The organism is Paenibacillus sp. FSL H7-0735 (genome assembly GCF_038008505.1).
In the GTDB taxonomy this organism is placed as follows: domain Bacteria; phylum Bacillota; class Bacilli; order Paenibacillales; family Paenibacillaceae; genus Paenibacillus_AQ; species Paenibacillus_AQ odorifer.
The window spans coordinates 258,957-285,061 of record NZ_JBBOZH010000002.1; the positions used below are offsets into that span (position 1 = coordinate 258,957).

The 26,105-nt window shown below is 45.4% G+C and carries 20 protein-coding genes; 8 read left to right on the forward strand and 12 right to left on the reverse strand.

Going from position 1 to position 26,105, the window contains the following annotated elements; translation table 11 throughout:
- The first annotated feature begins 243 nt into the window (after positions 1–243).
- Positions 244–2,109, forward strand: a complete 1,866-nt coding sequence (locus NSS82_RS28785) for an LTA synthase family protein (RefSeq protein WP_038573700.1) — start codon at positions 244–246, stop codon at positions 2,107–2,109.
- Between the two features lie 114 nt (positions 2,110–2,223).
- Here the strand turns inward: NSS82_RS28785 and NSS82_RS28790 are convergent, their stop codons facing one another.
- Complete coding sequence (locus NSS82_RS28790; RefSeq protein ID WP_051491215.1) at positions 2,224–2,655, reverse strand: MarR family winged helix-turn-helix transcriptional regulator; 432 nt, start codon at positions 2,653–2,655, stop codon at positions 2,224–2,226.
- A 243-nt stretch (positions 2,656–2,898) separates the two neighbouring features.
- Between NSS82_RS28790 and NSS82_RS28795 the strand changes: the two genes are divergently transcribed.
- A complete protein-coding gene (locus tag NSS82_RS28795; RefSeq protein WP_038573703.1) occupies positions 2,899–4,596 on the forward strand; it encodes a methyl-accepting chemotaxis protein in 1,698 nt (565 codons plus the stop codon).
- A 77-nt stretch (positions 4,597–4,673) separates the two neighbouring features.
- Here the strand turns inward: NSS82_RS28795 and NSS82_RS28800 are convergent, their stop codons facing one another.
- The 5 genes from NSS82_RS28800 to NSS82_RS28820 form a co-directional block, all read right to left on the reverse strand.
- Positions 4,674–6,689, reverse strand: coding sequence for a bifunctional diguanylate cyclase/phosphodiesterase (locus tag NSS82_RS28800; protein ID WP_038573706.1), 2,016 nt, complete (start codon positions 6,687–6,689; stop codon positions 4,674–4,676).
- Between the two features lie 233 nt (positions 6,690–6,922).
- Positions 6,923–8,581 carry a hypothetical protein gene (locus NSS82_RS28805; protein WP_076105046.1) on the reverse strand — a complete coding sequence of 553 codons (1,659 nt, stop codon included), beginning with the start codon at positions 8,579–8,581 and terminating at the stop codon, positions 6,923–6,925.
- On the reverse strand, positions 8,574–9,380 hold the full coding sequence (locus tag NSS82_RS28810) for an ABC transporter ATP-binding protein (RefSeq protein WP_036682032.1): 807 nt from the start codon (positions 9,378–9,380) through the stop codon (positions 8,574–8,576). The genes NSS82_RS28805 and NSS82_RS28810 overlap by 8 nt, the downstream gene beginning before the upstream one ends.
- A gap of 697 nt (positions 9,381–10,077) precedes the next feature.
- Positions 10,078–13,806: an S-layer homology domain-containing protein gene (locus tag NSS82_RS28815; protein WP_076272920.1), complete on the reverse strand. Its 3,729-nt coding sequence runs from the start codon at positions 13,804–13,806 to the stop codon at positions 10,078–10,080.
- A gap of 73 nt (positions 13,807–13,879) precedes the next feature.
- The gene (locus NSS82_RS28820; RefSeq protein ID WP_076272921.1) at positions 13,880–14,635 is read right to left on the reverse strand and encodes a hypothetical protein; all 756 of its coding nucleotides are present in this window, start codon (positions 14,633–14,635) and stop codon (positions 13,880–13,882) included.
- Between the two features lie 356 nt (positions 14,636–14,991).
- Here NSS82_RS28820 and NSS82_RS28825 point away from each other — a divergent pair, with 356 nt between their 5' ends.
- Positions 14,992–16,347 carry a dicarboxylate/amino acid:cation symporter gene (locus tag NSS82_RS28825; protein WP_036682429.1) on the forward strand — a complete coding sequence of 452 codons (1,356 nt, stop codon included), beginning with the start codon at positions 14,992–14,994 and terminating at the stop codon, positions 16,345–16,347.
- An 87-nt stretch (positions 16,348–16,434) separates the two neighbouring features.
- Here the strand turns inward: NSS82_RS28825 and NSS82_RS28830 are convergent, their stop codons facing one another.
- The 4 genes from NSS82_RS28830 to NSS82_RS28845 form a co-directional block, all read right to left on the reverse strand.
- Positions 16,435–17,430 carry a Gfo/Idh/MocA family protein gene (locus tag NSS82_RS28830; RefSeq protein WP_076099703.1) on the reverse strand — a complete coding sequence of 332 codons (996 nt, stop codon included), beginning with the start codon at positions 17,428–17,430 and terminating at the stop codon, positions 16,435–16,437.
- 163 nt (positions 17,431–17,593) lie between these two features.
- On the reverse strand, positions 17,594–18,547 hold the full coding sequence (gene menA / locus NSS82_RS28835; RefSeq protein ID WP_036682041.1) for a 1,4-dihydroxy-2-naphthoate polyprenyltransferase: 954 nt from the start codon (positions 18,545–18,547) through the stop codon (positions 17,594–17,596).
- A gap of 38 nt (positions 18,548–18,585) precedes the next feature.
- Positions 18,586–19,362 (reverse strand): DUF6081 family protein, encoded by a 777-nt coding sequence (locus NSS82_RS28840; RefSeq protein WP_249267652.1) that lies wholly within the window; start codon positions 19,360–19,362, stop codon positions 18,586–18,588.
- A gap of 35 nt (positions 19,363–19,397) precedes the next feature.
- Positions 19,398–20,315 carry a prenyltransferase gene (locus tag NSS82_RS28845; RefSeq protein WP_036682043.1) on the reverse strand — a complete coding sequence of 306 codons (918 nt, stop codon included), beginning with the start codon at positions 20,313–20,315 and terminating at the stop codon, positions 19,398–19,400.
- 335 nt (positions 20,316–20,650) lie between these two features.
- Here NSS82_RS28845 and NSS82_RS28850 point away from each other — a divergent pair, with 335 nt between their 5' ends.
- From NSS82_RS28850 to NSS82_RS28865, 4 genes are all read left to right on the forward strand, one after another.
- Entirely contained in the window at positions 20,651–21,274 is a 624-nt protein-coding gene (locus NSS82_RS28850) for an acetate uptake transporter (RefSeq protein WP_036682044.1), read from the forward strand.
- A gap of 54 nt (positions 21,275–21,328) precedes the next feature.
- On the forward strand, positions 21,329–21,646 hold the full coding sequence (locus NSS82_RS28855; protein WP_051491217.1) for a hypothetical protein: 318 nt from the start codon (positions 21,329–21,331) through the stop codon (positions 21,644–21,646).
- Positions 21,647–21,767: 121 nt separating this feature from the next.
- Positions 21,768–22,244 (forward strand): DsrE/DsrF/DrsH-like family protein, encoded by a 477-nt coding sequence (locus NSS82_RS28860; protein ID WP_036682046.1) that lies wholly within the window; start codon positions 21,768–21,770, stop codon positions 22,242–22,244.
- Between the two features lie 125 nt (positions 22,245–22,369).
- Positions 22,370–23,881 carry an aminotransferase class V-fold PLP-dependent enzyme gene (locus tag NSS82_RS28865; RefSeq protein WP_036682047.1) on the forward strand — a complete coding sequence of 504 codons (1,512 nt, stop codon included), beginning with the start codon at positions 22,370–22,372 and terminating at the stop codon, positions 23,879–23,881.
- Positions 23,882–23,893: 12 nt separating this feature from the next.
- On the opposite strand, the gene NSS82_RS28870 is transcribed toward NSS82_RS28865, so the two are convergent.
- Together NSS82_RS28870 and NSS82_RS28875 are read right to left on the reverse strand one after the other, a co-directional pair.
- Positions 23,894–24,805, reverse strand: coding sequence for an aldo/keto reductase (locus NSS82_RS28870; protein ID WP_076272922.1), 912 nt, complete (start codon positions 24,803–24,805; stop codon positions 23,894–23,896).
- Positions 24,806–24,864: 59 nt separating this feature from the next.
- Positions 24,865–25,482: a TVP38/TMEM64 family protein gene (locus NSS82_RS28875; protein WP_036682051.1), complete on the reverse strand. Its 618-nt coding sequence runs from the start codon at positions 25,480–25,482 to the stop codon at positions 24,865–24,867.
- A gap of 225 nt (positions 25,483–25,707) precedes the next feature.
- Here NSS82_RS28875 and NSS82_RS28880 point away from each other — a divergent pair, with 225 nt between their 5' ends.
- Complete coding sequence (locus tag NSS82_RS28880; RefSeq protein WP_340961267.1) at positions 25,708–26,094, forward strand: GNAT family N-acetyltransferase; 387 nt, start codon at positions 25,708–25,710, stop codon at positions 26,092–26,094.
- Positions 26,095–26,105 lie beyond the last annotated feature (11 nt).

A 26,105-nucleotide genomic window follows, 5' to 3' on the forward strand; every position in this document is an offset into this window, starting at 1 on the left:
TCCCAATCGCCATTTTAGTCCTGAATTCGTTGTATAACCCTGCATGAGAGCAGGAGCGTCAGCTTCAACCCTATGTGTTTAACTTTACGCACTCCGCTAAGCTTATACTTAGGTTCTCGATTTTTGACATTCTATAGCTAGCCCTGCATAATAAATTTTATTACTATGGAATTATTTTGTCTGGGGCGCTGTTTCTTCCTAGCCGGGAAATAGCGTTTTATCATGTAGAAAGAAGGCGAAGCTGTGTCATCCTTTAACTTTAAACAGTGGATCGTTAAACCTTTTGTGTTTTTCACAATAATTTTTATTCTAAAAGCTTTCTTGGCATGGGGCGTAATCTTTGACGATATATTGCCCTGGAAATCATTATTAACTGAAATCCCCTTTGCTTGGGCGCTCTTCTGTATCATTGAACGTTTTGGTTCCAAGCGCAAGCTCGGATATTACATGACCGTAAATTTATTAGTGACAGCCATTTTCTTCGCAGCCATTATGTATTTTAAATATTATGGTGTTATTGTGACTTACCATGCAGCGGAGCAGGTGAATCAAGTCACCGCCGTCAGCAACAGCGTATTCTCACTAATGGATCCATACTACCTGCTGATTTTTACAGACATCATTATTCTCGGAGTTTATTTCTTCTTTAATAAAAAAGGCCGGGTCTATAAGAAAGAGAATATCAACCGCCGCCGTGGCGGAAAACTTAAGTACAGCGTTCTGTTTGCAGTCTCACTTGCTTTATGCCTGTTCAACATCTTGCCTAATAAGGCCAGCATGAACGAAATTAAGAAAGCCCAGGAAATGGGAATTCTTAATTATGAAGCCTATACGATCTTCGCTAAAGAAGAGCCTGAGCTAGTCAATTCAAGTGACATTACACAAGATGCCATCAACAAATTGAAGGGGATTAATACTACGGCTAGTTCTCCACTTCAAGGCATCGCGAAAGATAAGAACCTTATTATTATTCAAATGGAATCTTTCCAGAATTTTTTGCTAGGACTTAAATTAGACGGTCAAGAAATTACACCGAACCTGAACAAGGTGATGAAGGACAGTCTTTACTTCCCTAATTTTTATCAAATGGTTGGTCAAGGGAATACGTCGGATGCAGAGTTCGTAGTTAATACTTCCTTCTACATCCCTCCACGTGGAGCGGCAACGATGTCCTATGTAGATAAGGTACTGCCGAGTCTGCCACGTGTGCTTAAAGAAAATGGTTATCAGACTGCAACCTTCCACACCAATGTCGTAGAATTCTGGAACCGCGGCGAGCTGTATGACTCCCTGGGCTTCGATCATTATTATGATCGCAAATTTTTTGGTGAAGATGATGTCTTTTTCTTTGGCGCTTCTGATGATACGCTCTACAGTAAGACAGCCGACAAACTAAAAGAAATGGACCAACAGGAGCAGCCTTTTTACGCTCAAGTCATTTCAATGTCAGCGCATCACCCTTTTACTATTCCGGAAGAAAAATACCGTATGGAGCTGCCAGAGCGTTATGAAGGTACTTTTGTTGGTGACTATATCCGTTCCCAGAACTATGCGGATGATGCTTTTGGACATTTTGTAGAAGAGCTTAAAGCGAAAGGTGTCTGGGACAATAGTGTAATCATGATTTATGGAGATCATATGGGATTGCCGATTTATTCCCTCGATCATGATGATAAAGAATTGATGACTGAAATCTATGGTCATGAATACAGTTATGCGGATATGATGAACATCCCTCTGCTTATTCATGCAGGTGATGGCGTAGCGCCGCAGACCATTGATGAAGTAGGCGGAGAAGTGGATATCATGCCAACCGCTGCAAGTCTGCTTGGGATTTCATTAGAGAATAACGTATATTTTGGTCAAGATCTACTCAGTCAGACTTATAATTTGCTGCCAGAACGATATTATTTACCTTCTGGTTCATTCATTGCCAGCTCAGGATTGCTTATTCCTGGTAACAGCTTTGAAGACAACACTCAGTACTCTATTTATAACGATGGAACAACACCAAGTGCCACTGAGGACGAATATAACCGTGCCTTGAGGCTTTTACAGCTTTCCCACAGCTATATCACTCAGTTGCCCGACAAACAACCTAAACAATAAATTACAGGGCGTAGGCAACCAACGAACAAAAACAGCAGAGCAGCGATTCCCCAATAATGGAGAACCGCTGCTCTGCTGTTTTTTATAAAGATATCCATTCCGAAGCTTAGCTGACTAACGCTCCTGATCCTCGATCATACGGTAATACTCTGCAAAGTTGCGTAGTTCTTCGGGCTTCAGTATGGACAAATGCTCCGCCAGCAGTTCTTTGGACCGGAAATGTCCTTCTTCCAGCACCTGCTGACCCTTCTCGGTGATCGTTACTACAACCGCTCTCCGATCCTTCCCATCCGGCTCACGCTTGATATAACCCAGCACCTCCAAACGGTCCAGCATCACCGTCACTGCACTGGATTTGACCTCCATACTTTCTGCCAGCTGTACCACCCGCGACTTCTTTTCTTTCGCTATCATATTTAACAGACCCATCTGAGGCACCGTAAGTCCGAGTTCTTTGTGCAAAGACATTTGAGACATAATCTTACGCTGTACTCTCCACATGGATAGTCCAAGACGATCAATTAACGGATCTATTTGATGTGGCATATTTGTTCAACCCCAATCCGTTTTTAATAACTCAAGCGTACCACTAGAACTGGTAATGATTCAATGGTTTTGTCTACTAAACCATTGAAAGCATGCTGGAAAGCGCAAACTTCCACGAATCTCCAATTTCCGACACAGAAATACTATATTCCATGTAAGGTTATGAGCATATCAATGCGATATAATCGTAGAGGTGAGAGCTATTATCACTGAGAACATAATTTGTCAAGGTTGGTGCGAAGAATGAAATTAGCAACTAAATTAACTTGGATGATGTTCATCGTCTTACTTCTTGTAGGATCATCCATCGGGTTCTTCGGATACCGTACAGCTTATAAGCAAGTAGACGAAGCCGCAGGTATCGAATTGGTAGGATGCGCTAATATTACAACCGGCCTGATTGACCCCGCAGATATTTCCGCATTGTTGGCAGGCGATCAAAGTAAACTGGAGGCTGTAGAGGATCGAATCGGTTGGATTGTGGCACATAAGGCTATTTTTAAAGAGGCATTCATCTTATCCTTAGACGGAAAAGTACTTGCCGCAGATTCAAGCTTCCAGGCTAGAGGTTATAAAGCAGGCGATACTTTTTATTTTTCAGATGAAGATAAGCAAATGATTACTGAGCATAAGCATTCCTCCTACTCCAAGGTTTATACATACGAAGGTACCTCACTTAAGACAGGTTACGGCCCCATCTATCAGGATCATGATCCATCCAAACCTATAGTTGCGCTGATGGCCATTAATTTCGATGGCTCCATAATTCAAGAAAGAACCCAAGATATCATAGTTCAGCCCTTTATTATCGGAGCTTCCATTCTGGTTATAGCTATCGTAGCAGCTTATCTGTTAATCCGCCGAATGATAAGTCCGTTAACGAAGCTGTCTAAAGGGGTCAATCTTGTTGCACAAGGCGACCTTACTCATAATCCTATTTTATTCAACAGCAAGGATGAGATTGGTACATTAGCCCGTAATTTTAATGACATGACCCAAAGCCTGCGCTTGCTTATTACCGAGGTCAATGAGACTTCCATGCAGGTAGCTTCCTCGTCCGAAGAGCTCTCTGCCAGTGCACAGGAAACCAACCGGGCCGGTGAGTACAGCGTCAATGTTACAATTGAGCTTGCCGATAGCGCGAATTCACAGCTGCAGAATATGGAGGGCGAATATAAGTCTGTACAAGACCTGTCTCGCTTCATCACAGAGATTGCAGGCAATGCAGATAACGCGATGAATAATGCGGTCAGCAACGCTAATAAAGCCCGTACAGGCCGTGAAGCAATGGATTCCACCACACAGCAGATGAGAGTCGTAAGTGACAGCATTACCGACCTAGCAATCATTATTGAAACCTTGGGTGGTTATTCCAAAGAAATCGAAAATATCGTGGGTACTATTGCCAGCATCGCAGAGGAAACCAATCTCCTGTCCCTAAATGCAGCGATTGAAGCCGCAAGAGCTGGAGAAGAAGGAAGAGGGTTTGCGGTCGTTGCCCATTCCGTGCGTAAGCTTGCTGAGCGCTCAGCCCATTCCGCTGCGCAAATTGGCCAGCTGGTAAACATCATCGTGAATCAGATGGATCAAGCAGGAGAAACAATGAAACGCTCTACAGAAGAGATGGAGCACGGCAGAGAAATGATTGCCACGGCAGGCCAGTCCTTCTCGGAGATAGAAATGTCTGTCTCGGGAATGGCCTCACAAAGTCAGCAGATCTCCGGAACAGTTCGACAGCTTTCGCTAATTTCCGACCGTCTCGTTACAACCCTTCAGAATATCGTAAATGTCGCTAATCAGACAGCCAGCAGTGCAGAGACATTGTCCGCTTCCTCAGAAGAACAGCTTGCCGCGATGGAAGAAGTTGAGTCTGCAGCAGCTTTCCTGTCCTCACTAGCTGAGAAGCTGCAAATTCTGATTGAACGATTTAAGGTTTCTTAATAGCAAAGGGGCTAGCGTCCAAGCAGAGAAATTCTGCTTGGACGCTAGCCCCTTGTTCTATGTATTGAGATCATCTGCTACGATACTGCTGTATTCGCTATAAACCACTGGCCCAGCTCATGCACCGGCATTGGCCGCCCATAATAATAACCCTGCATCACTCTGCAGCCTAAGGATTGCAGCAGCTCAATCTGCTCTGGTGTCTCCACACCTTCCGCCACGACCTCCATATTAAGATTGGTGGCAATCGCAATGATATTACTGATAATAGCTTTCTTGGAATGCATCTTGCTCTTACGAATAAATACCTGATCAATTTTGAGTGTGTTGACTGGAATCTCATCTAAATTACCAAGGGACGAAAAGCCTGTCCCAAAGTCATCCAGTGATACCCTTACCCCAAGTGCCCGAAGTCTGGATAGCTGCGCAACCGTCTCTTCCATGTTATTCATCGCAATGGACTCTGTAATCTCCAGTTCAAGGAAATGTGGTTCTAGGCCTGAACGTGTGAGTGCTTCTTCTACAACATCGTATAAGCCCCCACCCTCAAACATCCGCGCTGACATATTAATAGAGACTGCGACATTTGCTATCTCTTCCTTATGCCAAAGCATGTTCTGGCTGCATACATCATGCAGCATCCAATAGGTAATGGGGACAATTAGTCCCGTTTCCTCTGCGATGGGAATGAATTCCGCGGGAGAAATTATCCCATGTTCAGGGTGCCGCCAACGCAGCAGTGCTTCAAGACCCACGGTAACGTTCATATACGAATCCCATTTCGGCTGGTAAACAACCATAAACTCGGAGCGTGCCAGCGCTTTACGAAGATCCTTCTCCAGCGACATCCGTCGCAGCTGATGGCGGTTCATCTCCTGATCGAACACACTGAATTTATTCTTACCCGAATCCTTAGAGGTATAAAGAGCTGTATCGGCTGCCTTCATTAACGCTGAGCGGTCAGTTCCATGCATAGGGGTCATACTGATCCCCACGCTTGCAGTAACATATAGCTCATTACCCTGAATGCTGTAGTATTTCTTAAGCTCATATAAAATGTGCTCTGCTTCCTCTTGCGCATCCTCCACAGTACAATCTGGAAGAGCGATCAGGAATTCATCTCCGCCCAAACGAAAGACCTTGCCTTTACTTCCTACAGAGCGTCTTAATCTTATAGCGACCTCTCGCAGTAACAAGTCCCCTATATCATGTCCAAGCGTATCATTAATCGACTTAAACCGATCCAGATCCACAAAAAATACGGCGCCAGATCTACTCCCGAAAAATTCATCTTTAAAATAACGTACCAGGCCATGTCTGTTCGGAAGATCAGTTAGTGGATCATAATAAGCCATCCGTTCCAGCACATGCCGGTCCAGAAATACAGCACCACCAGAAATCGCAAGCATAAATAGCGTTACCAAGGATACTCCCATTAAAAGAATAACATCAGTCTCCATAAAAAAAGTTGTATTGCCTAGCAGACCGTTATATTCAAAATGAGTCGCCCTTACACTCGTATAATGCAATCCAGTCACCGAAAATCCGATAAAGAGAGCAGAGTATAACTTCCAGCGGTTAAAACCCACATAGTCTTTAAACTTGTGAAATAGAAATAATCCGATAAAAGACGAGAGCATAACGAGGATTACAGCACATGTCTGAGTCCATATCTCATAATGAATCTCCGCTGCGATCTTCATGGAGGACATCCCGATATAATGCATAGCAGAGATCCCGCTGCCCAGAAGAACACCACTAACTATTAAACAACTTTTTCTTAAACGTGGCACAAACGTAATCCGGAATGCCGAATAGCAGCACAATACACCAACCAATAACGATAATACAGCCCTGCCTGGATAATAATTCACGCTAAAAGGAAAACGGCTCGCCATAATCCCTACATAATGTATCGACCATATGCCACTGCCGAGTACACATGCCCCCGATATTAACCATAAGCGACGAACTTTCCCAAACGAGCGAGGGACTTGCGAGATCAGATTCAGCGCGGAATAAGCTGCAGTCGCCGCTAGCGCAAATGATAGTAAAACAATCCAAACGTTATAGTGGATTCCCATTTTATCCATTAGTTAACCTCTTCACCGGTTTTGAATACCGTAATCGCTGCAGCGTATTTCTCAAGTAAAAAATCAGTACACGAATATCAGATAAATGGAAGAGTGCGTAAAGATTATAGGTTATCCCTGAAAAGCAACTTTAGATGTATTCTACCTTGTATTCAGCCGATTGTCTAAGAAAATACTGGAATTTATACCCTTTTTTTATGTCGGCAAAAAATGTCCATATTTGACGCATTCACTCACCCCGGAAAGTTGGATATGTGACCTGTGGTTGATGGGGTTTTGGGGAAGGTCTTTCGCCATAACCATTGATTCAAAACTACCAGAACTAACAGATAGATGTAAATTCCTCCGGTAAATAAAGTGAAGACATAGTGAATACCCGCCATCCCCATCAGCAAAAACATAAGCATGAAGGCGACTCCAGTGTAATCCTTTTGTTTGGCTGCCTCATAACGCTCTGAAAAAGGTAAGCTCCGCGGATAAACACGAAAGCAGATGACTGAGAAAATCAGCATGGCGAATAATACCACTACTAAATCAGGTACAATGTGCACACCGAACAACAGAATGAACAATACCGCATCTACTGCAAATAAAGGCAAGACTAGCCGCAGCAGCGCCGCCTTAAGCATCCCACGGTAAATAGGCGTGCTATCGGGTAAAGGAATCAGCCTATAAATCCAAGCTCCTTTATAACTTGTAGAGTAGCGTAGCATCTGTATTACAGTCTGCATTAACATCGTGCAGAAATAGATTAACAAGTACACTTTTGAACCTTTAAGGGAACCATCATAACTATTCTGCAATATACCAAATATAAAAATAAACGGGAATGCGATAGAAAAGCCAAGTGCAGGATAGACCTTCAGCTTAAAATCGCGCTCATTCTTCATCATGGACCAAGTAAACCGAAAGAAAATCCCCTCTGCCGGTTCCTTGCATACTCTGCGCGAGAGCCACTCTGCGAGCTGGCCCTTGTCTTTTCCACCGGAGCCTTGCTCCGCCAGCTTTTGCAAATTCCGCTCAAACTGTGGCATCAGCTTAATATAAGCTACGATCAGTACAAGTGGGGTTATCAAAGCCAGCAATGAGAGAATGAAGTAATAGGGTTCTCTCGCTCCACCAAGCAACAGTTCAAACGGAGCCGCGAACCAAACCGGAAAAATAAAGTACTGCCACCAAGCAGGATGATAAGCAGCACCAAGCTCAGTGAGGTTGAACAACCTGGAGATGAATTGATAGCCCACCATTATTCCGATCGTTAGAAGGATTTGCGTATAATTTATAATATCCTTGAGCTTCTCCCCATCAAAAAACCGCATGATCATCAGGTAGAGCAGTGCAGTTATTACGAGGATAAAACAGTCTAACAAGACAATTGTCACCGCATACATCAGAAAAAAAGCGATCCCCTGCTTAAATAGGCTAAATACCAAAGATGGACCAGTGATCGACAATGTAACTGTCCCTAAGTAGAGAAGAACGTGGATACTTTTGGCCATATTTAAGGTGGTTCGGTTGACGGGTTTGGAAAAAAGAATATTTTTATCACGTAAATCAAGCATTACTGAAGAAAAATCAGAGATCAGGGTTGTGGAGACAAAAAACATAATGATCCCAAAGGTTAAGCTCATTTGCAGCATATAGTGATCATTGGATAGCGTTAGCGGAATTAATATTAAACCAAACAGTAAGTAAATCCACTGCAATCGCAAAGGCGAACCTTCTTTAACGTTCTCCTTTTTCTGCATACCTGCAAGCGCTGTAGGCATTCTTCTTCCGTCCATGGTCAGTTTGATCTGCAGAATACTCCGCATGGTGTCATAATCGACTCCAAATCTTATAAATGCACCCCGCAGCTTATCCAACAGCCTCAGCACGAAGAAATCAGTCATAAGAGGATACCTCTTGCTCTTGCATGACCGCAACAAATTCACCAGCGATATCACGGTATTTATCAAATCCGGTTAATTGATTGAAAATATCTTCAAGCGTCCCTTCGCGGCCTTTCTCCTTCAGCTCCGCAAAACTTCCGTCCGCCACAATATCCCCGCCATCAATCAAAATGATCCGGCTACTGATTTTCTCAACCACATCCATGATATGTGAGGAGTAAAAAATGGTCTTCCCCCGTGCCGCCAGCGATGCAAAAATCTCCTTCACTATCATCACGCTATTAGCATCCAAACCACTCAGCGGTTCATCCAGGAATAAAATATCGGGGTCATGCAGCATGCTGGAGATAAGCAGCACCTTTTGCTTCATCCCTTTTGAGAACGAAGAAATCCGCATATCGTAAGACTTCTCCAAACCTAGCAGTGTGGTTAATTTTTTGGCCTTGTAGTCCGCCTCCGCACGACCTAGCCCATACAGCTCGCCAACAAAGGTTAGATACTCTCTTGCAGTGAGGCTATCATATAATTCGGCTACCTCCGGCACATAACCTATACGTTTCTTGTAAGAAACATCTCCATCAGCAATATCCTTACCGAAAATCTCCACTTTACCGTTATATCCTTCTACCAAACCGAGCATAATCTTCACCGTTGTACTCTTACCTGCCCCGTTAGGGCCGATATAACCAATAATTTGTCCTCTATATACCTTAAGATCAATTCCCTTTAGCACCATTCGGTCTGTATAGTTCATCCATAAACCTGAAATCGCTATGACCGGATCGTCAGCTAAACCCATATCTCAGTCCCCTTTCTAGTAACTAATCAATAATGTGAAATATTACTACTTTATGTAATTACAATAATTGTATCATTTAGTAGAATCCTCTTCCATGATTTAGTCTGCTATTCTTATGTCTAGTTAAAAAAAGAGTGGCCATTAGGCCACCCCCTAGAGATTTATAGCGAAAGGCAGCGCCACCGATGCCACGAAATGGCTGTAGGCACTCCCTTTATTTTAGTAAACCGGGCTAAGATCAGAGTCCGTTTGGTGGGGTAGCATTTTTGCGTAAGAGAGCGAGCACGCTATCGGACACAGCTGACCTTATACGTGGATTTTTACCACATTTGGAGTGCTAAAGGACCCCATAGTCGCTATCAGCATGAAAAACACCATAAACGCACCTTTTTCTAAGCGATAGCGTCGCTGGAGTCCGAAACTATGCCCCAAAGGCTGGAATGTGGAAAATAACGTCATCTGGGTCCGAAAGCCGCGCCGATAATGAATGAGCTGCTGAATCAAGCGGGCAAGAGGGCAAGAGGGCAAGCGTGCAAGCGGACAGGGCAAGGGCAACCAGCCAGCTAACAAACAAAAAAACAGAGCAGCGATACTCCAATAAAAGAGGAATCGCTGCTCTGCTGTCTTAGCCAAACCGAGTCGCCGCACTCATAGTTGAACGCTACTTACGTGACGTCCGCTATGTCTTAGTCGCTGATTATTTGGATAGCAAATTGTAAATAACCTGTGCTGCTTCTGCTCTTGTAGTGACTTCCTTCGGATTGAGTTTACCGTTCGCTCCGGTCACTACACCTCTCTCTACCAGCGCTTGAAGGGCTTCTTGTGCATAACCAGCGATCTGTCCAGCATCACTAAAGCCGGAAAGCGTGGCCGTTGTTTTCTCAGATGGCAGTTCACCTAGCGCTACAAGCGAGCGGTACAAGAGTGTAAATAGCTCCTGCCTAGTGATCTGAACCTCTGGCTGGAATAGATTATCTCCCGAACCCGTTGCTACCCCAAGGCGCTTAGCTGCAGCAAGATAATTCGTATAATACGTATTGCCCGCATCTGCAAAATTATCTGCGGCAACCTCATCTGGTGCGATGTCATATGCCTTAAGCAACAGGACAATGAACTGTCCTCTGGTTATTGCGGCATTAGGACTGTAATGCTCAGCATCCGTACCAGATGTGATACTGCGTGCTGCCAAGAAACCTACTGCATGGCTATACCATGAGGCATCTGGAACATCTGCAAAGCTCACTTGATTATATCCAATAATATATTGGGAGAAATGTGTGGTTACGAAATCTACAGTTCCCTTAGCGGCATTGTAATTTCCACGTACATTGTCCAAACTTCCAGTGCTGTTAATGTGATACACAATAACCGCATCTGACCGTTCTCCCGCTTGCAGCACGTACGGTACGCTGACACGAACACTGCCCCCACCGAAGGTGGAAATCGTGCTTTCACCCGCTATAACCGACAAGTCATAAACTGGTCTGTCTCCGAGAACAGCCTTGCCTTCTGCCGTTAATGACACCTTCGCGATTCTAATAATGATGTCTCCGGCATCTGAAGCTGCACTAATGCTTGCCAATGATTTGGCATCAAACGTAATCGTACCCACATTCTCATAATCAATGGTAATCTCCGCCTTCGTTCCGGCGGCTAACTCATTAATTATGCTTCTTGGAAGAGTAAGTTCAGCGGTTTGAGTATCTGAAGTAGCTGCAACACTAATTTCAAGAACAGCTTTCTTCCCATCAGCTTCTGCCTTCTTAGCGAGACTCACGAATTCAGCAGCAGTTTCTTTTGTGATCGTTGCAGTAGTCACTCCTGTGGTTTTATCCGTTTTAGTTGCTGCTGTTGCTGATAGGTTCACGGTACTCCCTGCTGTTGCCGTAGCAACCAGTTGAGGGCTTGCTGATGGTGTTGGTGTAGTCGTGCTCGGTGTAGAATTGCCACCCGATCCACCTGTTCCACCTGTTCCAGGATCTGAAATAGGCACATAGGCCGGAACAACAATGTCAGTCGCTGGACTTGCCTTATAACCTTCTTTGGCTGCGTATCTCACTTGATACGTGCCCGGTATTAATCCTGTGATTTCTTTATCTGGTGCATACACATAATTAGTTACACTCGACAGCTTATATTCTAAGGCTGTCGTGGTTCCCGTAATTCTTCCATCATTGTTCGCTGCTGAGGTAGGAGCAACTCCCTGTAACCCAGTTGGAGCTGCTTGTTCCGCAGTGAATGCTGGAACGATTACATCTGCTGCTCTACCCGCGTTAAATCCTTCTTTAGCTGCGTATCTTACCTGATAGATACCCGGCACCAGTCCAACGATCTCTACATCTGATGCGTAGACATAATCGGTAACCGTAGACAGCTTATATTCCAGCGCTTTCGTAGTTCCTATAATTTTACCGTCGTCATTGGCTGCACTGGTTGGTGCTATACCTACTAATCCTGTAGGTGCCGCTTGCTCACCATATGCCGGGACTTCAACTGTAGCGTCTTTACCTACGCTGTATCCCTCTTTTGCCGCATATCGCACATTATAGAAGCCCGGAGTAAGACCAGTGATAGCTGTACCTGTTACAGGCTTATAATCAGCTTCTCCAACGCCTTTATACTCCTGTCCTTCAGCAGAACCCGTAATTTGCCCATCATCATTAGCTTCAGAAGTAGGTGCTACGCCTACCAGTCCTGTCGGGGCTGCTTGTTGATGGGTGTAAGCAGGAACTTCCACACTTACGTCTTCGCCAGCATTATAAGGAATGATTGTGGGTCCAGCTGCGGAAGTTGGCCCTTGATAGCCCGATGTAGCGGCATATCTTACCTTATAAACACCAGGTGCAAGCCCTGTAATGGCTGATCCCGAAGCTGGGGTGTAAGCCTCGTCTCCAGCAAGCTTAAATTCCAATGCTGCACTGGTGCCTACAATTTGCCCATCCTTATTGCCGGCCGCTGTTGGTGCTACACCGGTAAGTCCTGCCGGCACAGCTTCGAGTCTGGAGAATATTTTATCCAGCGCTGTTGTAGTGTTATTGTATCTGGCTCCGATTGGGTAATTAGCCTGCACGTAATCCGGTTGGATATTCGTCCAGCTGTACATAAGTTCAACATGCCCTAGAATCGGTGAGTTTTTGCCTCCTGCATCCTTGTTGTCCTTGTTATAAGTGAACAGATATGGAACTTGAAGTCTGTCTCCGCTCACGGTGTTTCCAAGTCCATCTACATAACTAATTACAGTTGGTTTGGCAGCTGAATTGTTTTCGGTCTTGATATTGGTCAGATAAGTACGAACCAGATCAACATAAAGCTGCGCATACGGATGATTAGTGGTTCTAATCTGAAGCTCATTATTATTATGCGGATTTGCACTGCCCTTAGTGCCGCTGTTGTTATTAGGCTCAGCAACGGTCACACCAGCATCCAACTTAGTGTCGAAGAAGTAGATCTTATTGATATTATGTTTTTTGGCATATTCGTTGATATATTTAATCACCGCTTGCGTGTTAGGGCACCACGACCCGCCTAACAAAATCGCATAGTTTCCCTCACTCGCTAAAATTTGCTTCAGCTGATGATAGGTCACATGTTCATAAACAAGCGTGCCATCCGCTTCGTTGAAGATCGTAGGTTTTCCCTCATTTTCCCCTTCATAGTTCTTATTAAATGCAGCCTTGATATAAGCCGACTCGTCGATAGTGTCATATCGGGAAGCGGCACCCAGCACCTCACTTACTGATGTTTTATACGCATTAACCTTCGCCGCATCAAGTGTTCCGTTCGTCAGGAACTCATTCCACGAATAGCTCTTATCCAGGTAGGATACGACAGGAGCACTATTTCCCTGTGCATCCTTGTGATCCTTGTTGTATACCAATAAGAATGGAGACTCGAGCTTGTTAGCAGTCACAACTTCCCCGTTTTTATTGGTATAGCTGACATTGCGTTCTGGATCATCTTTGGAAGACAGATTTAAATTCTTCAAATACTTGTTGACCAGATCAACATATTTATAGGCAAATTTATTATTGCTGTCTGCAATCTGAAGGGTGTCCCCGTCCAGCTTAGTATCAAAGTTATAAATCGTAGAGATGCCATATTCCTTGGCTGCCTCGTTGATAAAGCCGATATCGGCCTGTGTATTCTCGCTCCAAGCGCCGCCAACCAGAACAGCGTATGTGCCTTCACTCTCAAAAAGATGAACGATATCTTCATACGTCGCTGTTTTAAATACATGGTTAGCATCATTTAGACGGTCATAGACATGACTGAAATAGTCAAACTGGTTAACGCCGCCTTGGGAAGAGGTTATCGCTTCTGCGGTATCCGGATTAGCATAAGCTCTTCCTGCCTGAGTAGGCAGGATTAGCAGGGAGGCTGCCAGCAGCAGCGTTACAATTTTTTTGAAGGTTAATGGTCGTATCATTATGTGCACCTCGCCTTAAATAGGTTTATGGGATGAATGGGCTGAAAGGAATCCTGAATGAGCCTGCTGCTCATCAAGGACAAACCTCTTCCTCAGCGGCTGGTGCCGGTGCGGGTGCCTGAACCGTTTCCGCTGGAGCAGCTGCTGGTGCGCTGACCGTGGATGCAGGTGCAGAAGACGATGTTTTCGGTTGAGAAGACTCAACTACCGGAGCCGGGGTCGCTTTAACTACCTCTGTTGTAGAGAAGGTTATAGCTTTTTTGGAAGGTGTCTCCGTTGCTTTTGCTACAGGAGCGGCGGTTTCCTTAGGCTGTTCAGATACAACAGGAGCTGCGGTCGGCTGAACGGCTTTAGCGGTTACGTTTGCTTTTGGAGCAGTCGTAGGCGCAGGCGTTGCCGCGCTGGTTTGCGGTTTAACAGATGCAGATACCGTTGTTGCAGCTGTTGCCGTCTTAGCGGTGTCCGCAGCCGGGGATGCGGTTGCTTTAGGCTGAGCTGCGCCCGCTTCTGGAGCTGCTGAAGCAACAACCTTCGCCGCAGAATCAACAGCTGCTGGGGCCGCAGTAGCTTCTGCCGTGACTGTCTCTGCTGCTGGAGCCGAAGCTTCCGGCTGGACAGCTTCTGTTACAGGAGCTGCAGTAGCTTCTGCCTGAACAACAACTGCTGCCGCAGAAGTAGCTACTGGTAAAGCTGCTGCGGTTACTGCTGTATTACTACTCTCTTGAATGGGTGCTGCCTCTGCTGTTTTTTTGTTAGCGGATACCGCGGCATACGTCAATGCGGAGAAGACGATAGCGGCGGCAACCAAAGAGATCGAAAGCTTTTTCATATGTGTACCATCCTTTTCAAATAAAATAAGAGACCACTTCATTACATTCTTGTACCTTAAATCCGTAACTCTCCCTTCTCTAAAGTTAAAAAAAAGAGACTCAACGGGACGCAATTTACGCGTCTTTCGTTGAATCTCCGGCTGTCCAGTCGATTCCAATTGGCTTGTGATTAAGTTCCATATTATTCATGCCATAGTGCCTTGTCAATCAATTTTTATTTTTCACATGGTTTTTATCGGAATTAATTATTTTTAACATATAATTACATTGACTTTACTATAAATTCTATATAGATTGATCTCAATAGGATTAATCACATTAAAAAACTAGGTTTAAGGGGGTATTGGTAGTGAACATAGATAACAACTTATTATCCGCCATCGAAACGAACTGGTATGGATTTGTCGCTTCCATATTTGTGTTTGCAATTTTGTTTCTACTGGCACGTAAACGAATTGGATTTGGCACCCGGGTACTCATCGGACTTGGCATCGGACTTATTGCCGGTATATTCTTTCAATACTTCGATTTAGAGACCAAAGCTATTAGCACATTCGGCAGCATTTATGTCAGCTTGATCCGCATGCTCGTCATTCCTTTAGTATTCGTACTCGTATTAAACAGTATTTCTTCCTTAACCAATCTGGAGTATCTACGCAAAATCGGGATCAAAACCTTCGCCTGGTTCCTCGGAACAACTGGCATCGCTTCTATTATCGGCCTATCGGTTGCGCTGCTGTTCAATCCCGGCCAAGGTATACAACAAGATGTACCCGCAGATTTTGCAGCCCGGGAAATCCCGACCTTCTCCCAGGTTATCCTCGATCTTGTTCCATCTAACCCTGTTAATGAAGCAGCTACGGGTAAGGTTGTGCCTCTACTCATTTTCGCCATCTTCTTAGCAGTAGCTATAATCAAGATTGGCTCCAAGAAACCCGAAGCAGTCAAACCTGTACGTGATCTTATTGAATCCCTAACACTGATACTGCATCAGGTTGTGAAATTCATTATTCGCCTGACCCCTTATGGCGTATTCGCACTGATTGCCGGAATCACCGCACGTTATGGCTGGGAGACGTTGCAGGAGCTAGGCAGTGTAATTATAACCTCGTACGTAGCAATGATTATACATTTTGTACTTATCTTTGGCGGATTGGTTCTATTAGTAGCGAAGGTGAATCCAATTCGTTTCTTCCGCAAAGTGTATCCAACCATTACTGTTGCCTTCACAACCAGAAGCAGCTATGCAACACTTCCGGTCAATCTCGAAGTTATTACGAAGCGGCTTCATGTCTCCCCACGGATCGCGAGCTTTATCGCACCGTTAGGGGCATCTGTGAACTTTAATGCGTGCGGTGGGATTTGGCCAGCTATTGTGGCTGTATTTACCGCTCAAGTATTCGGTATTGATCTGAACTGGACCGACTATATTACACTGGTATTAGTAAGTATAATTTCTTCCATTGGTGTAGCTGGCGTACCTGGACCTGCCGTAATCTCCACCACGGTAGTCTTAACTGCTCTCGGCCTGCCGCTTGAAGGAATCGCTATCGTTGCAGGTGTTGAAGCGCTCATCGATATGGGCCGTACCGCTGTAAACGCAACTGGAACAGCTGTAACAGCTCTGTTAGTAGCTAATTCCGAAGGTGAATTTGACCGCGAAGCGTTTAATAGCAATGATGACGATGATATTCTCTTGAGCACCGTTTAAAAGCTGAGACTGTAAAAACCTCCGGAAGCTGCGTATAGCAGAGCGCCCGGAGGTTTTTTTGCATAGATTCATATTGGATTCATCTTCTTATAGCATACTAATTCTTTCCCGCTTTTTAGCAGAAGCTAGACAAGTCTCGATCAATTGTATGCCCAGCACTGCATCCTCAGGTGCAAATAATTTTTTTCCTGTAAATACTGCGGCGGCAAAATCATCGACCTCCCGTGTATAGGGATTCGCCCCGGTGGCATCAACCCGTCTTACCCCTTCTCCCGTATGCACAAAAAATTCGGCATCCTCATCTCTAGCATTAAAAGGCATAGGCACTTCAATCATTCCATCCGTCCCCAGAATCTCTAACAGCTGGCGGTTATATGCCCACATCCCGCAATCAAAAATCAGGCTTAGCCCCTTCGGAAACTCTACCAGCCCTGAAGCCATCATATCTACATTGTCATGCTCCGGAGAGAACATAGCCTGTACTGTCACGGCTTCCGGCTCAGCTCCGAACAGCAGTCGTGCTGCACTTAGCGGATAACAGCCGATATCATAAAGCGAGCCGCCGCCCCAAGCGGATTTAAAGCGAATATTAGAGGTATCTGTAGCGTCATTATAAGTAAAAGTGCCTCGAATGGAGCGTAATTCGCCAATTTCACCGCTAGAGATAATCTCTTGCAATTCCGCAATCCGAGGATGATGCCGATACATATAAGCTTCTGCCAAATGGACTCCAGCATCATTACAAGCTTTTACCATCTCAGCCGCTTCTTCACTGTTCAGCGCGATCGGTTTCTCACATAAGATATGTTTGCCAGCTTCCGCCGCACGGATTACCCATTCCCGATGGAGGTGATTTGGCAGTGGAATATACACTGCATCAATATCCTTATCCGCCAGTAATTCCTCATAGCTGCCGTAAGCTTTATCTATTCCGAACTCTGCGGCTACAGCGCTGCTTTTTTCTAAACCGCGACTGGCTACCGCTGTAATCATTCCCGTCTGCGAATCCATTATAGCCGGCATCACTGAACCTGTCGCAATCTGCGCGCAGCCCATGATTCCCCAGCGAAGTTTTTGCACCATCGTTGCTAACCTTCTTCCTTATAGATTACTTACTATACTTAAAGCCACCTTATCATAGAATGAAACGTTTCTCTAACAGAAAGAAACCTGCAAATTGCAAAAAAACAGTGCCAAAAGGAGCTCCAACCCCGATAGACACTGCTTTTTTATAAAATATGAATGTTTATATTAGTGCATTTAACAGCACAGCCGCACCCAGCACAACTATACGTGCAAGGTTCATCAATACGAAGTTTTTGACGGCAAGAATAAAGGTACTCGCCTTCTCCTGTTTCTCTGTGAACAAGGCAATATTTCGGCGCAGCGGGATCAGCGTAAGTAGAATCAACAGAACCAGAATAGGGTTAATCCCTAAGATCAGCAGCACTACAAGATCCAGATAAGAGACATAGTAGAGATATTTAAAAAGCACAAGCGCATTGCGGCGGCCAATGTACACCGGAAGCGTATACCTTCGATTCTCCACATCCTCATCAATATCACAAATATTATTAGCGAGCATAATCCCTGCGATCCCCAAAATAGCGGGCACGGAAAACCAGAAAAGGTACAGCACTTCCACGATGTTGATATTCAAGCTGACCCAGCCGTTCTGGAGCAGCAGTGAAACCACATGCTCATCCGTATGGATATAGGCAGAGATAAAAATAATAACAAAGCCCATAAACAAACCGGAGAACAGCTCACCTAACGGCATCCGCGAGATGGGAATCGGCCCGAACGAATAAAGTATACCGATCAAGAACGACAGTCCACCCAGCAAAAAGACCAGCAAACCCGTCTGAGTGACAAGCGCAATCCCGCCCCCTGCTGCCAGCGCCAGCAAAATCACAATCGTCGCCACGACGGTGCGCTCTTTTAGCTTAAAATGAACAATCGCATTATGCGTCTCGTAGCCGTAGCCGTGGGTTTTAGAAGCTTTTTTGAAATCGTAATAGTTGTTAATCGCCGTCGTCGCCATATCGAAGCTAAGCAAAGACACGAACATCAATCCAAAACGCAGTACGTAAAAATCCTCAAACCGGTACAGGGCGTACAACGTTCCCATTAGAAACGGAATAATACTGGCTACCTTCGTCGGCAGCTCCACAAATCTTAGAAAGCTTTTAATATTCACACCATACACCCTTATCTGTCAAATGAGCCTGCAAGGCATTACTGTTCAGTTGTTGTAACCGTCACTGGGGACCATTCTGCAATAACTGTTTGTCCATGTACAGACACACTGCCTTCAGGACTCAGATCCTTCTCTGTCATAATTCCGAGCGCTACAGTGAAGTTATTGAATTTAAGCGGAATATTTTTCTCGCGGCGTACTTCCTTGCCGTTCAAATAGAATACAGCCTCATCATTGCCACGGTGATAGGTAATACGGTACGTATTGAATTCCCGTGGTTTGAAATCCGTATCTTCTTTAAAGATGCAGAAGTATTTCGTTCCAGTGCTTTCTGGTACTTGTACACCCGGGAACGGCAAAATACCATATACACTAGCGTATTTATCATTTCCCGCGAAGAAATCAAGCGCAGCGCCTGTCGTGAAATCCAGCAGGTTTAGCGATACATATCCATCATACAGATCTCCAGGTGCAGTTCCTTGTGTACGGCAACGAATTTGCAGCTCAATGCTAATCTCTCCTGCTTCCGGAATCTCCACTGGCTTGGCTGAATAATACATGTGCTTGGCATTGTCCAGAATTTGCACTTGATGATTCTCGCGAGATAACTTCGCACGCACATACAGGGTGTCATTACGAACGATAACTACAGCCTCCGGCTCACGGTAAGCCCAAAATGATCCGTCAGGCAGTGTAAATCCACCCGTCTTCCAGACCTTTCCTTCTTCTAAAATGGAGTGGAAATCCCCAAGAACCATGCGATTGCCTTTAACTTGTTGTTCTTCTGCCATCAATACCTTGTCCTTCTTTTCCATGAAAGCTCACTCCTTCTGTAGTCCATCTATTAGTATCAGATCAAGCCTTGAATTAATAAAGTTATTGCCATTACTACTCCGCAGCGTACGGAGGCCTTTTGTGAAGCACCCATCAGCGGGATATAAGCCGGCGAAGCATTATGTTGCTTGAGACTACTGTAAATGCGCAGCGGCCAGAAAGCTGTAACCAGCGCCAGCAGTGCGTAAACAGGAAGTACACCCAACAGCACACAGACTATCACCGAAGCGTAGCCAGTGAAAAGAAGTACACGTGAGAATACAAGTGCCTTTTGTTCTCCCCATACTACAACAAGCGTAAGCTTACCCGCCTGCTCATCTGCTTTCCAATGTAGAAAATGGTGATTAAACAACAATAATGTAGTTAAAAATCCGACAGGCAGCGAGAGAATTACAGGCTTCATGCTAAACTGACCGGTTTGTACGAAATAGGAGCCTAATACAGGCATAATCCCAAAAGCAATAAAAATGGCCATCTCACTATAGCCTTTACCGCGATAGCCATAACGCAGTGGCGGAGCCACATAGAAATAAGCGATTAAAGCACCAACAAGTACAAACCAGAGGATATTCCAACCGCTATATATACTAAGAATCCCACCACAGATAAGGGCAATCGCCAGCATACTCCAGGTCATCCTTGCATAAAAAGACTCCGAGAGGATCCCACCTGTCAGTAGCCCGGAGTTTGTGCTGATTTCACCAGCGGAATTCTTTGCTTCTGTATCGGTTCCGTTGCGGAAGTCCCACAGATCATTCACCATATTGGAGAACAAATGCGCCGAAATCGCCCCTATTAATGTAAGAATAAATAAAACCGGATGGAATGTCCCTTCCCATACATATGCCCCAACGGTCCCCAAAACAATCGGGATGAGCATAACAGAAAAACTCCAAAACCGGGTCGCCTTGGTAAATAATGTCCATTTGTTCACTTCAAGCTTACCGCCTTTTTCATATGATTTGATAATAATTATCACTGACTATTATACATCAATTTTCGATAGATTGTGAAGATTATCACTGCATATAATGTCTATTCTTGACATAATACTTCCGTTTGTTTGGTCAAGTAACTTGATAATGGAAGATAAAAATGTAAACAATTCCTTATTTCACGCAGGACCCCTATTTTACGACAAAAAATGAGTGTTGTTTTATAGGCAAGCACATACCGATATGATATGATAGGCAAGCCTATGAACAGCGCCCCTTACGGGCTGTTTTTAAGAGCGTAAAACTATATATAATAATGGAGGCTTTTACTGTCATGTCAGCGCAATCCCCTAACACCCAATCTGTCAAAATCGTCACTGCCGACCCTAGCGCCATCGGGCTATTCGGACTGGCTATTGTCACATTGGTCGCTTCTTCACAGAAGCTTGAATTTACAACAGGACTTAGCTATGTTATTCCTTGGGCTATCTTCCTGGGAGCATTCGCGCAGCTATTCGCCGCCATTCAGGATGCTAAGCACAACAATACCTTTGGTATGACCGCCTTTGGCGCCTACGCTTTCTTTTGGTTCGGCATGGCTAGCAGCTGGCTGATCAAGCTTGGCGTATTTGGTCCAACGCTTGCGGAGGCTGTAGATCCTAAGCAGCTCGGATTTGTATTTTTGGGTTACTTGATCTTCACACTCTTTATGACGATTGGTGCCGTTGAGGCAAATAGAGTTCTGCTTATCATTTTTGTATTGATAGATTTTCTTTTTATCGGACTAACCTTTGATTCCTTTGGGATCGCTCCAGAATTCTTCCATAAGCTTGCTGCTTGTGCTGAGCTTGGTATTGGTATTGTGTCCCTTTACGGATGTGGAGCATCCGTGCTAAACGCTCATTTCGGCCGCAGCTTCTTACCGATTGGAGCTCCGCTGGGCATCTTCAAAAAATAGAAATTGTTCTGATCTGAAACTAATACTTTTGCAAGCCGAAAGGATGCTGAGACTATGCATGTCCTGTCCTCTTCTGAATTAGCGGTAACTGCTATTTTCGCCCTTATTCTCGCAGTTATTGCCTATCTGATCATTCGGAATATCCCGAAGATGGTTGGCGATATTGCGGCTTTTCGCAAAAGAACACTGGTTTGGACCCAAGTTTCACTGGTACTAACGGTGCTTCAATTAAATTTCAAGGCAGGCGATTGGCGCTTTTCTATCGTCCTTGGACTCATCGTGTTATTTACCGGAGCTATTTGGCTGTCCGCCCGTTATTACGACATCAGTCGCAATGCAGATCCAGAATCTAAAGATCCTGAAGTACATTAGTAAATCTCAAGCTCCCGAAAGGGGGCTTTTTTTTATAATTTCAGAAAGCTTCTTCGCATAGTTCTCCCCACCACAACCATACTAATGACATTCTAATAAAAGTAACGGGAGGATTATCAGGGTGAGCAAAAAAATCAATCTGCTAATGTTCAGTGGGGAATACGACAAAGCGATGGCTGGACTGATCCTAGCGAATGCCGCAAGAGATATCGATGTCGAGGTTACTATGTTTTTTTCATTCTGGGGTCTATTTTTGGTGCGTGATCCGGAGAAAATGACCCTTGAGGACAAGAGTATCTACGAGAAGCTGATGGATGTTATTACACCGAAGGGCCCTGGGCAGCTGCCGCTCTCTCATCTGAACTTTAGCGGGCTGGGACGAATGATGCTGGAGGAAATGATGGAGGAACAAGGCGCACCGAAGCTGATTCATTTTCTAAAAGGGGCTCGTAAAAAAAACATCAAATTCTATGCCTGCAAGCTTTCTGTGGAGATCATGGGCTTTAAGCCCGAGGAACTGCTGCCAGAGGTCGAAATCATCGATGCTGCGGCATATTTAAAAGATGCTTTAGAAAGTGATGTACAGTTATTTATTTAAAGTCTGACTAGGCTTTAACCCAATCCCCCATGCAGGCATATACTGTTGCCATAGAAACTACTGGCACGCCGAAAATACACCCCATTAACTTAGCACTGACGGCGTACGGGCTGGAGGGAATATCCGTGCTAAACATCATCCACGCCTCTTCTGCAGAGACGCCCGCTTCATTACAAGACCATTTTGATACTTTTCGTGGTCACACCATCGGCATTCGGCATCAGATCACCACCCCATATGGCAGACAACCGCTTCTGTATGCCGATTGGACCGCAAGCGGACGCCTATATGAACCGATCGAACGCAAGTTGCAGGAAGCCTTCGGTCCCTACGTCAGCAATCCACATACAGATTCCAACACCACCGGACTAATCATGACGCAGGCTTATAATGAAGCTCGCCAAATCATTAAGAACCATGTAAATGCCGGCCCTCAGGATGTACTGCTCTTCTGCGGCAATGGAACAACAGGAGCCGTGAACAAGCTGCAACGTATCATGGGATTAAGGCTCCCGGAATGGCTACAGGAACATAATAACCGCGCGCTGGAAGATCGCCCCGTTATCTTCACCAGCCATATGGAGCATCATTCCAATATTCTTCCTTGGCAGGAGGGGCTTGGTGACGTCGTTACCATTCCCGCCGGAAAGGACGGAAATATTGACCCCCAGCAGCTTGAAGACCAGCTGCGATTATACCCCAATCGCCGTTTCAAGATTGGTTCATTTACAGCTTGTTCTAATGTGACTGGAATTCAGACGCCTTACGCAAAGCTAGCGGCTGCTATGCATCGTCATGGGGGCGTGTGTTTTGTGGATTTTGCCGCCAGTGCTCCCTACGTGCCTATCAATATGCACCCACCATCCCCATTGGAGAAGCTTGATGCGATCTTTTTTTCTCCGCATAAATTTCTGGGTGGGCCGGGCACAAACGGCGTTCTAATCTTTGATGAAGCGCTGAACAATGGACGTATTCCTGACGAACCGGGTGGAGGTACAGTAGCCTGGGTCAACCCTTGGGGAGGACGCCGCTACACTAATGCGATTGAGATGCGGGAAGACGGGGGAACACCGGGGTTTTTACAGGCTTTTCGCACGGCACTTTGCGTGAAGCTGAAGGAGCAGATGAATGGAAACGGTCAATATATGGTGATGAGAGAGCACGAGCTGTGTCAGCAATTATTGGCAGGACTCAGCGACATACCGGAGTGCTCACTGCTGGCCGGAGATCATACAGAACGTCATGGAATCGTCTCTTTTACACTGCGCGATATTCATTACAACCTTGCTGTCCAGCTGTTGAATGACCGTTTCGGCATACAAGCTCGAGGCGGCTGCTCTTGTGCAGGTCCATACGGACATTACCTGCTCGGATTAGGGTGGACGCAATCCGCTCAGATTGCCGGAGCAATCATGAGCGGCGACCAATCCTTCAGACCAGGGTGGATTCGCATCTCTCTACATCCCATTATGACTAATCAGGAAGTAGAGAGAATTGTATCCGCTGTAAGGAGTATTGCGACCCATGTCCAGCAATGGAAGCAGGACTATCTTTACGATACTTCCACGAACAGCTGGAATCATATCTACGTGAAGCATTCACCCGAGATGAAGCTCCAAGAACTCTTCACCGTGTAACATTCTAACTTATCACACGTTGCCCTTCACCATGTCCAAATCGGCAGCACTGGCATTGGAGATGACTTGTTCTACATTTTTGCAGCCCGGAATTACACTGGTTACTGCGGAATGCTGGAGGCACCAAGCCAAAGCCCACTGCGCCATATCCAGACCTGATGGCACTTCATTGGCAGCAATTTCTGCTACTGCGCGCAGCTGCTTTTGTCTCACATCCTCTTTATGGTTCGCTCGCACATCACCCTGAGCAAAAATCGCATCTGGCTTATACTTGCCGCTCAAATAACCACTGGCTAACGGAACGCGAGCTAACACACCTAATTGATGCTCGATGCACAGCGGAAGAATCTCTTCTTCAGGTTGACGATCCAGCCGATTATATACTACTTGTATGGCCTCTGCCTGCACATCCGCTGCCGCAGAGGTCTGATGCACCCCCGAGCCCGATGCACTGATCGACACGCCTAAATGACGGATTTTACCGGCTTGCTTCTGTCTGTCGAGCATACTCCACAGCTTATCATTATCGAACTGCTCATCCGTTCCGGAATGGAATTGATAGAGGTCGACATACTCTGTTTGGAGTGCGCGTAGGGAGTCGTCCAGCTGCTTAAGCACATCCTCAGCACGCCATAGCTGTTCCCGCTGCAAATGCCCTTGAAAATGATGGCCAAATTTCGTAGCTACAACCCAGTTCTCGCGTTTGCGGCGCGCCAGATAATCCCCGATGAACTTCTCCGACAAGTGATCTCCGTAACATTCTGCCGTATCAATCAGGTTAATCCCCAGCTCCCCAGCCTTATCCAGCATGGCATCGACTTCAGCCTGAGTGAAATCCTTGCCCCACTCTCCGCCAAACTGCCAAGTCCCTAGGCCAATCACCGAGACATTCATTCCTGTACTGCCAAGCTTACGATATTTCATCATCATTTCCTCCTTTATTCTATTTAGATTTAGGAATTCAAGTTAATTCTGACACTATACTAAGCTATCTTGTTCCCATCCTGTGCTGTTCTAGCAAAACGCGCTTCGATGGCTTTGACTCCCCATAACGACAGCCCGATAAACAACAGAACATAGATAATCTCCCACGGTTGGCGAATGAAACGTTCCAGATCGTTGCCAATGTATGAAACTGCGAATACCATAATCGCTTTGCCCACCGTGAGCGCAAGAAGATACGAACGGAACCTCATCCCGGCAAGCCCCGCTGCCATATTAATCACAACAAAAGGCCCTACCGGAAATATACTAAGCAGAAAAACATAGCTAAATCCGCTTTGCCGTACCCATGTCATGCTTTTGGCTACTTTGGGCCGCGCTGCCCATTTTCGTAAATAACGATGGGAGGCTACTTTGCGGATAATCCAAAAGGTAGTCACACAACCTGCAACCAGACCGATCCAAGAATACAAAAAACCTAACCATAAACCATATACGGCCCCATTTAGCCCTACGATCGCAATAGTTGGTAGCGGTGGTATAAATGATTTCATAAACGTTAACGCAATGCCCGGAAAGGGCCCAAACGAACGATATTGTTCCAGCAGATGCCGCAGATTATCCTCTGTCAGCCAAGACATAATATCAAGAAAATACATAACCAGCTGATCTCCTCATCCGATTGGAATTCTTAACACTTGGTCTCAATTATACACGAAGTTGCGTTCATTCCTACAGTGCATAAGGTTATGATCATTCATTCAGAAACGTTGGATCTATAAACTACCACCGAGCAGGACTTAGCGTTCGTTCTAGCCATTGAACAAAGTGAGCTTAATCGTGCCTATATCGGACAATGGAGTAAAGAGGAGCACTCTACGGCTATCCATGATCCAGATATCCTGCACCTTACAAATTGGGAGGGCTCCGGGAAAAGAGTCGGCTATATCATCGTAACAGGACTTCAAGATACTCATCTTACCGTTCGTATCAAAAGAATCGTGATCCATTCCAAGGGCTTTGGTTATAGCAAACTGTCGCTTCATCTCGTGAGCGACTGGATCTTCCAGCACACCGAGACGCATCGGCTATGGTTGGATGTTAGAGATCACAACCACAGGGCTCGCCATGTCTATGAAAGCTGCGGCTCTACACTGGAAGGGACTCTTCGTGATTGTGTAAAGGTTGAGGGACATTTTGAATCTCTGCATATCATGTCCATATTACGGCATGAGTATATAGAGCGTGAGCAGCAGCAGCAGAAGAAATAGATTAGGGAAAT